At 72.0% G+C, this 10,175-nt stretch carries 8 protein-coding genes and 1 pseudogene; 3 read left to right on the forward strand and 6 right to left on the reverse strand.

Features of this window, described 5'->3' with window-relative positions:
- Nucleotides 1–116: 116 nt before the first annotated feature.
- Genes ABZW30_RS22385 through ABZW30_RS22410 form a run of 6 tightly spaced genes read right to left on the reverse strand, consistent with a single transcriptional unit; the run spans nt 117 to nt 6,755 of the window.
- Nucleotides 117–857, reverse strand: a complete 741-nt coding sequence (locus ABZW30_RS22385; protein ID WP_355672907.1) for a DUF2470 domain-containing protein — start codon at nt 855–857, stop codon at nt 117–119.
- A gap of 47 nt (nt 858–904) precedes the next feature.
- Complete coding sequence (locus ABZW30_RS22390) at nt 905–2,329, reverse strand: MATE family efflux transporter (protein WP_355672908.1); 1,425 nt, start codon at nt 2,327–2,329, stop codon at nt 905–907.
- A 9-nt stretch (nt 2,330–2,338) separates the two neighbouring features.
- Nucleotides 2,339–3,370: a cysteine synthase family protein gene (locus ABZW30_RS22395; RefSeq protein WP_355672909.1), complete on the reverse strand. Its 1,032-nt coding sequence runs from the start codon at nt 3,368–3,370 to the stop codon at nt 2,339–2,341.
- Between the two features lie 35 nt (nt 3,371–3,405).
- Nucleotides 3,406–4,743: a Y4yA family PLP-dependent enzyme gene (locus ABZW30_RS22400; RefSeq protein WP_355672910.1), complete on the reverse strand. Its 1,338-nt coding sequence runs from the start codon at nt 4,741–4,743 to the stop codon at nt 3,406–3,408.
- The gene (locus ABZW30_RS22405; RefSeq protein ID WP_355672911.1) at nt 4,734–5,723 is read right to left on the reverse strand and encodes an ornithine cyclodeaminase family protein; all 990 of its coding nucleotides are present in this window, start codon (nt 5,721–5,723) and stop codon (nt 4,734–4,736) included. The genes ABZW30_RS22400 and ABZW30_RS22405 overlap by 10 nt, the downstream gene beginning before the upstream one ends.
- Before the next feature lie 42 nt (nt 5,724–5,765).
- Nucleotides 5,766–6,755 carry a TauD/TfdA family dioxygenase gene (locus ABZW30_RS22410; protein ID WP_355672912.1) on the reverse strand — a complete coding sequence of 330 codons (990 nt, stop codon included), beginning with the start codon at nt 6,753–6,755 and terminating at the stop codon, nt 5,766–5,768.
- Nucleotides 6,756–7,123: 368 nt separating this feature from the next.
- On the opposite strand from ABZW30_RS22410, the gene ABZW30_RS22415 reads away from it, so the two are divergent.
- The 3 genes and pseudogenes from ABZW30_RS22415 to ABZW30_RS22425 form a co-directional block, all read left to right on the forward strand.
- Entirely contained in the window at nt 7,124–8,683 is a 1,560-nt protein-coding gene (locus ABZW30_RS22415) for an ABC transporter substrate-binding protein (protein ID WP_355672913.1), read from the forward strand.
- A gap of 50 nt (nt 8,684–8,733) precedes the next feature.
- Nucleotides 8,734–9,684: an ABC transporter permease gene (locus tag ABZW30_RS22420; RefSeq protein ID WP_355672920.1), complete on the forward strand. Its 951-nt coding sequence runs from the start codon at nt 8,734–8,736 to the stop codon at nt 9,682–9,684.
- Nucleotides 9,681–10,175: pseudogene (locus tag ABZW30_RS22425) on the forward strand (ABC transporter permease); the annotation flags it as partial. The gene ABZW30_RS22420 and the pseudogene ABZW30_RS22425, both read left to right, overlap by 4 nt.

Consider the following 10,175-nt stretch of genomic DNA (forward strand, 5'->3'; position numbering starts at 1 on the left):
AACCTCAGGTGGTGGATCGAAATGGTGTCCCGGTCGACTGGGGAGACCGGCGGCGCGGGACGTCGAGCTGGATGACAGGCCTACGGGGGTGCGTCCTGTCGAGGGTGGGTTCAGGCCTACGACCCGAACCGCAGTCGCTGGTGTTCGGCGGCGAGGCGGCGGCAGGTGTGCGCCTCGGCGAGCAGTTCGTGGAGCCGTTGCCCGGCGTGATCCGGGTTGTCGAGCGGGGTGTGGAAGGCGAGCCGCACGTCGTGGTGGCTCCGGGCGCGTTCCAGTCGCAGCACGATGCCGTGGCGGTCCAGGCTCAGGGGTTGCACGCGGACGACGCCGAGCAGGTCGCGGGCGCCGAGCCGGCGGGTGAGGGCGTCGACGAGGTCGGGGTGGTGGTCGGCGAGGTGGGTGATGAGTTCGGCCTCGTTGGTGGCCAGCGGGTCGGCTTCGGCGAGGACGAGTTGGTCCAGGCCGACCGGGTGGGTGCGGTCGCCGTGCTGGAGCGCGACCATGGCGGGGTCGAAGCCCAGGAGGACGGGGCCGCGGCCGTCGGGCTCGGTCACGGGGCTGAGCCAGCCGCCGAGGCTGAGCCGGGCCCTGACGCGCTCGCGCACCGCGATGGCGGCGATGTCGGTGATGTCGACGGTGGCGGCGAGCTGTCCGCGCGGGGCGCCGGTGACTTCGTGTGCGAGGGCGTCGTCGGGCGGGACGGCGAGGACGAGGTGTCCGCCGCCGCCGACCGAGGCCAGGTGGGCCTCGTACGGGCGGCGGCCGTCGGTGGTGACCGCCGCGGTGGTGGCGGTGGCCAGGATGGAGCGGCACAGTTCGGCGGGCGAGGGCTGTGCTCGGTGTTCGGGAACGGGCATGGGGAGACCCCTTTGGTGCTTGGTGGGGCGTTTGACGGTGGAGCGGTTCAGGCGCCGACCGGTGCGGTTGACGGGGCGGCGGCAGCCCGCGCGGTGAGGGCGAGGCTGTAGCGGCGCAGCAGGAGGACGGCTGTGGTGGCGAGGCCGATGAGCAGGCCCAGCCAGAGACCGCGGGTCTCGCCGCCGAGAGGGTAGGCGAACAGCCAGGCGGCGGGCAGGCCGACCAGCCAGTAGCCGACGAGTGTGATGCGGAAGCCACTCTTGGTGTCGTCGAGCCCTCGCAGCAGGCCGACGCCGATGTTCTGCGCGCAGTCGAAGAACTGGAGGACGGCGACGACGGCTAGCAGGCCGGTGGCGACGTCGAGGCCCTGCCGGTCGCCGGCCGAGGAGGGGTCGAAGTACGGGCGGAGCACCAGCTCGGGCACGGTGAGGTAGAGCACGGCGACGAGTGTGGTAACGGCGGCGCCGCAGGCGAGCGCGGTGTTCTTGATCCGGCGGGCGGCGGTGTACTCGCCGAGGGTGAGTTCACGGCTGACGTTGATCGAGGCGGCGTGGGAGAGTCCGACGGCGACCTGGAAGACGATGTAGATGAGTTGGTTGACGGCGGTGTGGGCGGCGAGTGCGGCGGCGCCGAAGCTGCCGGCGAGCAGGGCGGTGACGGAGAAGAAGCCGGCCTCGGAGCCGTAGGTGGCGGCGATCGGGGTGCCGAGACCGAGCAGTCGGCGCACGGTGGGTGCGTCGGCGTGCCAGAAGTCCAGGCTCAGCAGCGGTGCGAGCTGTGCGTCGCGGCGGGCGGAGGCGTAGAGGGCGAGGAAGGAGAGCAGGTAGACGCTGCTGGTGGCGACGCCGATGCCGGTGAGGCCGAGTTCGGGGAAACCCCAGGTGCCGTGGATGAAGGCCCAGTTGAGCGCGGCGTTGACGGCGACGGAGGCGATGGTGATCTGCAGCAGCGCCTGGGGGCGGCGCATGCCGACGGTGAACTGGCGGATCGCCTGGAACCAGAGGCAGGGCAGCAGGCCGGGCGAGAGCGCGGCGAGCATGCCCTGGGCGTGGTGGGCCACGGCCGCGTCCTGGCCGAGCCAGGTGGCGGCCTGGCCGATGAGGACCATCAGGACGGCGCCGGCGATCCCGGCGAGCGTGGCGACGGCCATCGCCGCCCGGACCAGGCCGCGCACCTCGGCACCGTCCGTGCGTTCCGCGGTGCCGTCCGTCTCCTCGGCCCGCTCGGCGCGGGCGGCGGCGGCCGCGACCTGGTTGCCGACGGAGGTGACGAGGCCGACGCCCATGGTGCGCAGCTGGTTGAAGATGACCAGGGCGAGGCCGCCGGCCGCCAGGGCCTCGGTGCCGAGGGCGCCCATCATGATGGTGTCGGTGGTGGTGAGGGCGACCTGGGCGAGCTGGGTGAGGGCGAGCGGGACGGCGCGGGCGGCGAGGGCCCGGCTGTCGCGGGCGAGGGCGGCTAGTTGCTGCATGGTGAGTATTCAGTTCCTGCGGAGTTTGGTGAGCGTCTCGTCGATCCCGGCCTCCGCTGCCGGGTCGAGGAGGTTGCGGGCGTTCATCCAGTCGTCGTTGAAGACGGTGTCCATGTACTTCTCGCCGCCGTCGTTGATGAAGGCGACCATGACGGCGTCGGGAGGGAGCTGGTTGAGGCGGGTCAGGGCCTCGTGGACGACGCCGCCGGCGGAGCCGCCGATGAGCAGGCCGGTACGGCGGGCGACGGCGCGGGCGGTGGCGAAGGCCTCGATGTCGCCGACCTTGACGCCTTCGTCGATGAGGTCGTAGTCGACGAGCAGGCCGATGGTGGCGCCCTCGGGGGTGCCGGTGCCGGACTGGTAGTAGTCGTGGGCGGGCGGGCCGAAGGCGATCGAACCCTTGGGTTCGACACCGACGACGGTCAGGTCCGGCACGGTCTTCTTCAACTCGCGGGCGGTGCCGCACAGTCCACCGCCGGTGCCGACGGCGCCGATCAGCACGTCGACCCGGTTGTCGAGGGCCTGGGCGATCTCGCGGCCGACCGCGTAGTAACCCACGGCGTTGCTGGGGTTGTTGTGCTGCTCGGTGAAGAAGGTGTTGTCCCTGCCGCGCGCCATCTCCTCGGCGAGTTCCTCACGGGCGGCGGTGTGCAGTTCCTCGCCGCCGCCGTCCTCGTCCACGTAGACGAGCTCGGTGCCCATGGCCTTCATGCCGCGAAGTTTGTCCACGGCGGCATGGTGGTCGACGACGGCGGTGAAGCGGTAGCCGCTTTCGGCTGCGACGACGGCGAGGCCGAGGCCGGTGTTACCGGAGGTGGACTCGATGATGTGGCCGCCCTCGCGCAGCTCGCCGCGTCCCTCGGCGTCGAGGACCATCTGGCGGGCCATGCGGATCTTGGCGCTGCCGGTGGGGTTGAACATCTCCAGTTTGAGCAGCAGGCGGGCGCCGTTGTCGGCGCGGGCGAGTTCGAACAGCGGGGTGCAGCCGATGAGGTCGGATATTCGGGTGACCACCGGGGGACGGTTCAGGACATCGGTCATGATGTGGGGCTCCGTGGGGACGGGGTGAGCGGGGGTCAGCGGTCGAGGCGCCAGCGGGGCCGGCCGGCGCCGTCGAGTCGGTCGATGACGACCTTGGGCGGCAGCGGGAGTTCGTGGAAGGGCGACTCGTTGGAGTCCATCTGGTAGCCGGCGGTGTTGGGGTAGACGAGCAGGTCGCCGACCTGCAGCCGGGTGGGGAAGGCGACTTTGCGCCACGTCAGGAGGTCGGAGTCGAGGCAGCTGGCGCCGCCCACGCAGGCCAGGTAGGGCGCTCCGGCGTCACCACCGTGCTCGGTCAGCAGCACCGGTTCGGGCAGGTATTCGCTGTTGAACCACTGCTCGGACAGGCTGAGGCTGGTGCCGTCCACGGTGACGATGCCGTAGCCGGGGCGGTCCTTGACGCCCTGGACGCGGAAGACGGAGGAGCCGGCGCCGTCCAGCAGCGCACGGCCGGGCTCCAGCAGGAGCATCACCCCGGCCTCGCGCAATCGCGTCGCCAGGTTCGCCCCTTGGCCGCCGGGGCTGGCGGCCAGGATGGCGCGCAGCGCGTCGGCTCCGGCGACCGGCGAGTGGTAGGGGTAGAAGTCGCTTGCTGTGAAGGCCTTTTCGCCGTGGTAGTGCGCGGGGCCCTGGTCGGCCAGGAAGGTGTTCCAGGCGTCGGCGGGAACGTAGTCGACGGGGAAGCCGCCGCCGATACTGATCCGGTCGGCCTGAAGGCCCAACACCCGTGCCTTGAGGCAGAGTTCGACCAGCTCGCCGGCAAGGTCGGCGCGCGGGCCCACTTCGTAGCCGGACAGGTGGAAGCTGAAGCCCTCCATCCGGACCCGGTCCCCTGCGGCGGCGCAGCGGCGCAGCGCCTCGTGCAGTTGCTCGTCGTCGAGGCCGAAGCGACTGCGCGGCTGAGCCGGCGGGTACAGGCGCAGAAGTACGCGGACCGGGCGGGGACCGGCGATGGCGAGCAGGCGGTCGAGTTCGTCGAGTTCGTCGACGGCAATCAGCGCGCCTTGCTGGAAAGCGACGCGCAGCAGTTGCTCGGACTTGGCCGGGCCGGTGACGACCAGGTCCTCACCGCGTACGCCGTGGCCGAGCGCCTCGCGCAGTTCACCGAGGGAGGCGACGTCGACGCCGGCACCCCCAGCCGCGCAGCGGTCGATGAACACGGCAGCTTTGTTGGCCTTCTTGGCGTAGTAGACGCGGCCTTCGACGCCGGCGTCGGCGAGGGCGCCGCGGAAGGCGACGAGGTTGGCGTCGAAGCGCTCGGGCAACAGGTAGTGGAAGGGGCCACCGAGGCCGTGCGCGAGTTCGGGCAGCAGGCCGCTGGCGTGGACGCGCTCGGCGAGCGGGTCGGGGTGGGCGGCCAGGGTCAGCGCCACAGGGCCACCTCGGTGCCGAGGTTCTGGTCGGCAGCGAGCTGGGCGAAGCGGTGGCCCAGGGCGATGTCAGTGACGACGAGTCCGCTGTTGTAGGCGAAGATCCGCTGCGCGGGGGCGGTTCGGGCCTTGGAGACGCCGGAGATGATCACGGGCAGCTCCAGGTCCACCGCGGGAAGGTTGCCGTCGGTGTCGGCCATGTCGGTGCCGGTGACGCGCATCTGGGCCTCGCTGGTGGCTATCACCCGGTCCGCGCGGTGCAGTGTGGAGGGCGCGAGGCCGTGGCCGACCAAGATGGAGACCGCGCCGGGCTTGAGCCAGTCGGCTTCGACGGCGGCGGGGGTGTGGCCGCCGGCGGTGGCGACGATCACGTCGGCTTCGCGGGCGGCCTTCTTGAGGTCGTCGACGAGCTCGATCTCGCGGTCGGGGAAGTGGCGGGCGAGTTCGGTGCGGACGGCGGCGATGCCGTCGGGGTGGGTGCCGGACAGCAGCAGGCGGTCCAGCTGGGGCAGGGTGGTGAGCAGGAACGGCAGCGCGAGGCGGCCCTGGGTGCCGGTGCCGATCACCAGGGCGGTGCGGGCGTCGGGCGTGGCGCACTCGCGGGCCAGCAGGGCGGAGACGGCCGGGGTGCGCAGGGAGCCGATCCGGGAGCAGTCCATCATCGCCACGGGCAGGCCGGTGACGTCGTCGTAGATGGTCAGCATCGTGTAGTAGTGCTGGTTGTCGCGGCTTTCGTGCAGGCCGTGCTTGTAGGAGGTCTTGATCGCGACGACATTGCGGACCCCGTCGCGGCCGAGCATGGCGTAGGAGACGGAGTGGCCGTCGGCGGGCTTGACGGTGAGTTTGCGCGGGTTGTCGGACTGGCCGGCGGCCAGGGTGCGGTACGCCTGTTCGACGGTGTCGACGACGTCGGCGAGGGTGATGTCCAGGCCGGCGAGGTCGCTGGTGGACAGCACGCGCAGGGTGGTGTCGTCCCGGTGCATGTGGGGTGCCCTTCGGGGAGGTGAGGTGCGGCTGGTGCGGGTTCAGGCGGGCCAGGCGGTGAGGGCGGCCTGGCCGTAGCCGTGCTCGTCCCGTTCGGCGCTCGGCCGGGTGGGGCGTCCCTCGACGCGGGCGGAGGCACGCTTGAGCCAGCGGTCGGCGCCGTCGTAACGGGCCCGGAACGGGACGCGGCCGTGGACGACGAGGTCGTTGTCGACGACCAGGATGTCGCCCGGCTCCAGGGCCACGGCCACCGAGACGCGGGCCAGTTCTTCGCCGAGGCGCCCGTACGCCTCGCGCCACTGCTCGTCGGCCTCGTCCAGGGGCGTGTAGGCGGGGTCGTAGCGCATGGTCAGGCCGTCGGGCGAGTCGAACAGGGTGGGCACCGGCGCGGGCCGGCCGGCGAACCGCTGGGCCTCCTCGTAGGCGTCGTCGGGCAGGATCGGCGCGACGGGCCGCTTGAGCCGCTCGGCGTCCGCCTCGGACAGGGCCGTCAGGCGCACGCTGGCCGCCGTGGTGGCGATGCGGTCGTGGTTGCGCATGCAGCACAGCAGGAGCAGGTGGGCGCGGCCGGGGTGGAAGGCGTCCTCGGTGTGCGGGGTGAGCAGGACGGAGCTGGAGGCGCCGGTCTGCTCGCTCTCGTGGCCGGGCGAGGGGACGATGTTGTGGACGAACCGGCCGTCCTGCTGTCCGTCCCAGGCGATCGGGGTGCCCATCAGCGCGGAGACCAGCAGCAGCACCACGTCCCAAAGCTCGCCCGCGTCGCCGACGGTCGACCAGTGTCCCGGGGTCGGCCCCAGACGCACGTCGTCGACGTCGAGGCCGCGGAGCACGAACAGGCCGTCGGCGGTGTCGACCGGACGCAGTTGGTGACGAAGCCGTTCGCTGAGCTGGGCACACATCACGGGAAGGTCGGCCAGCAGGTCGGGGCTGGTGGCGGAGCCGTGGAAGGCCAGCAACTTGGCTGCGGTGGCGGTGAGTTCCGCAGCGGCGTCGGCGTCGAGGCGGCGTACCGGAGCAGGGCAGGTGGGCACGGTGGGACCTTCCGTGTCGGGCAGGGGGAGCGCGGGCATGCGGCATCGCCGCACCGGCTGAGGGGGAGACGGAAACGCGAAAGTTGTCGGTCCGGCGCGGCTCGGGCTGCCGGACACCGAGGAACGTAACAACGACTCCGAGGTAAGGCAAGCCTTACTTTGCCGATTGTCTACATGCACGTAGTCGCAGTCCCGTTCGTTCGCACACCCGGCGCACGACCACAACCACCCTGGCCGGAAGCGGAATTGACGACCGTCCGGTCTCGGTCGGCCGACGAGTGCGCCCTGCCGCACGGCTTGCAAAGACCCTCAAACTTAGGATAGGTAACCCTAAGCAGATCGAGCTCAATCTGAATCGAGGACCGAACGTGGGCGTCACCAGACGACAGCTGCTGTGGGCCGGTGCCGGCATCGGGGCGGCCGGCGCGCTCGCTGCCTGCAGCAGCGGCACGGGCGAGCCCAGGAACGCCGCGCCGACCGGCGCGGCCGGTGAACAGCCCCGCACCGGCGGTACGTTGAAGGTCGGCGCGCTCGGCAGGGCCTCCGCGATCACCCGTGACCCGCACGGCACCCAGGCGAACGAGAGCGACTACCTGATCATCAGCCTGCTCTACGACACGCTCGCGATACCCGGGGACAAGACCAACACCGCCCCTCGCCTGGCCGCTTCCTGGAAGCCCTCCGACGACCTGAAGACCTGGCGCTTCACCCTCGCCGACGGCGCGAAGTTCCACGACGACACCCCCGTCACCGCCGACGACGTGGTCTGGTCACTGAAGCGCCTGCGCAACACCCCGGCCGGCAAGAGCCGCCTGCCCGGCATCCAGCCCGAGGGCATCAAGGCCGAGGACGCGAAGACCGTCGTCCTCGTCTCCGACTACCCCAACGCCGAACTGCCGCTGCTCACACGCCTCACCACCTTCGTCCTCAAGAAGGACACCAAGGACGACGCGATCGCCGGTGCCCCCGGCACCGGCCCCTTCAAGCTCGACTGGTACCGCGACGGCAACGCCCGCCTGGTGCGCAACGACGACTGGTACGGCGGCAAGCCGCCGCTGGACGCCATCGAGGTGCGCATCTTCGAGAGCCCCCAGGCGATGGCCAACGCCCTGCTCGCCGGGCAGATCGACCTCGCCTCCAACGTCGGCGCCGTCGCCGCCCGCACCGCCGAGGCCCGCAAGGACGTCCAGATCCTGCGCCGCCCCAACGACATGGCGATGCCCATCGTCATGCGCACCGCCGACGGCCCGTTCGCCGACGCCCGGGTGCGCGAGGCGCTCAAGCTCGCCGTCGACCGCGACGCCATGGTCAAGCAGGTCCTCTCCGGCTACGGCAGCGTCGCCAACGACATCCTCGGCACCGGCGACCCCGCCTTCGCCAGGGACATCCCGCAGCGTAAGCGCGACCTCGACAAGGCCAGGCAACTGCTCGCCGACGCCGGGTTCGACACCGGCAAGACCTACGACCTGATCACCACCGAGGACATCGCCGGACTCGCCGAGTCCGCGACGCTCTTCGCCACCCAAGCCCGCGAGGCCGGCGTGAAGATCAACGTGGTCAAGCAGGAATCCAAGGTGTTCTGGGACGCCACCTGGCTCAAGGCCCCGCTCTACACCAGCTACTGGGGCACCAACGACTCGGTCGTCTTCCTCTCCTCCAAGACCATGGTCTCCGACTCCGGTATGAACGAGACCGGGTGGAACGAACCCGCCTTCGACGAGACCTACCGCAAGGCCATGGCCACCTCCGACACCACCGAGCGCGCCAAGCTGCTGCACCAGCTCCAGGAGATCGAGTACGCCAAGTCCGGCTACCTGCTCTGGGGCATGGCCGACGGCATCGACCTCGCCGGCTCCGCCGTGCGCGGGCTACCCAAGCTCCCCGGCTACGGCCGTGTCCAGCTCGAAAAGGCCTGGCTGGCACGGTGACACCCACCCCCACGCCGGCCGGAGGTGCCACCGCTCCCCCGGCCGGCCGTCTGCATCGGCTTCTCCCCGCACTCGGCCGGGCCGGCGTGCTCGCCGTCCGGCGGCTGGGCCTGCTCGTCACCCTGCTCGCCGCCGCCTTCGCCGCCGTCGCCCTGCTGCCCGGCGACGCCGCCAACGCCACCTCCGAACGCGGCGAGACCACCACCGACACGGCCGCCCGCCGCGCCGCCCTCGGCCTCGACCGGCCGCTCGCCGAGCGGTTCTGGGACTGGATGACCGGCCTGCCCACCGGCGACCTCGGCACCACCGCCCACGGACAGCCCGTCACCTCCGTCCTCGCCGGCCCCCTGCCCAACACCTTGCTGCTCGGCGGACTCGCCCTCGCCGCCAGCCTCCTCGGCGCCCTCGCCCTCGGCGGCTGGGCCGCGCTGCGCCCCGGCGGCCGGCTCGACCGGACCATCGCGGTGCTCGCCACCGCCGCTTTCGCGCTGCCCGAATTCGTGCTCTCCATCGGCCTGTTGCTGGTCTTCTCGCTGTGGACCGGCTGGCTGCCCGCGGTCACCCTGACCGGCGCCGACGGCGCACCCGCCTCCTGGGACATGCTCGCGCTGCCCGCCCTCGCCCTCGCCCTGCCCCAGATCGGCTGGAACACCCGCATCGCGCGCGCGGCCCTCGCCGACCAGGCCGCCCTCCCCCACGTGCGGGCCGCCGTCCTGGACGGCCTGCCCCGGTACCGGATCCTGACCCACCACATGCTCCCCGGCGCGCTCCCGGCCGTCGCCATCGCCACCGCCACCAGCGCGGGCATGCTCCTCGGCGGCGCCGTCGTCGTCGAGACCCTCTTCAACTACCCCGGCATCGGCAACGTCCTCGCCGGAGCCATCGCCGACCGCGACACCCCGCTCGTCGCCGGAGTCGTCGCCGCCACCGGAGCCGCCATCAGCACCCTGCTCCTGTGCGCCGACCTGATCCGCGAACGCGTCCTGGGAGAACGCCCATGACCGCCACCGACGCCCTCTCGTCCCCACGGCGCCGCCGCGCCCTGGTGCGTGTCCTGCCCGCACTCGTACTCGTCCTGCTCGCGCTCACGGGCCCGTTGGTCGCTCCCCACCCGATCGACCAGCCGGTCACCGCCCCGTACGGCGCTCCCGACCAGGCGGCCGTGCTCGGCAGCGACCAGCTCGGCCGCGACGTCCTCAGCCGGCTCCTGTACGGCGGCGCGCCGCTGATCGCCACCGCCCTGGCCGTCGCGCTCGTGGTCACCACGGCCGCCACCGCGATCGGCATCGTCGCCGCCCTGCGCCCGCGCCTGGGCCTCCTCGTCGAACGCGCCGCCGACGTCGCCATCCTGCTGCCCGCCGTTCTCGGCATCATGCTCATCGCCCTCGCCTGGCCCGCCGGCGGGCGCCTGCCCGTCGCCGCCGCCGCAACCGTCCTCGGCATCCCCTACGCCACCCGCCTCGTCGCTGCCGCCGCCGCGCCGATCGCCGCC

Origin of the sequence: Kitasatospora sp. NPDC004669, from assembly GCF_040609455.1 — a bacterium.
Taxonomy (GTDB): Bacteria; Actinomycetota; Actinomycetes; order Streptomycetales; family Streptomycetaceae; genus Kitasatospora.

What these genes read in the sequence shown, in the direction of transcription:
- ABZW30_RS22385 (WP_355672907.1), bottom strand. Translation starts at nt 857, where the DNA reads ATGCCCGTTCCCGAACACCGAGCACAGCCCTCGCCCGCCGAACTGTGC.
- ABZW30_RS22395 (WP_355672909.1), bottom strand. Translation starts at nt 3,370, where the DNA reads ATGACCGATGTCCTGAACCGTCCCCCGGTGGTCACCCGAATATCCGAC.
- ABZW30_RS22405 (WP_355672911.1), bottom strand. Translation starts at nt 5,723, where the DNA reads ATGCACCGGGACGACACCACCCTGCGCGTGCTGTCCACCAGCGACCTC.
- ABZW30_RS22390 (WP_355672908.1), bottom strand. Translation starts at nt 2,329, where the DNA reads ATGCAGCAACTAGCCGCCCTCGCCCGCGACAGCCGGGCCCTCGCCGCC.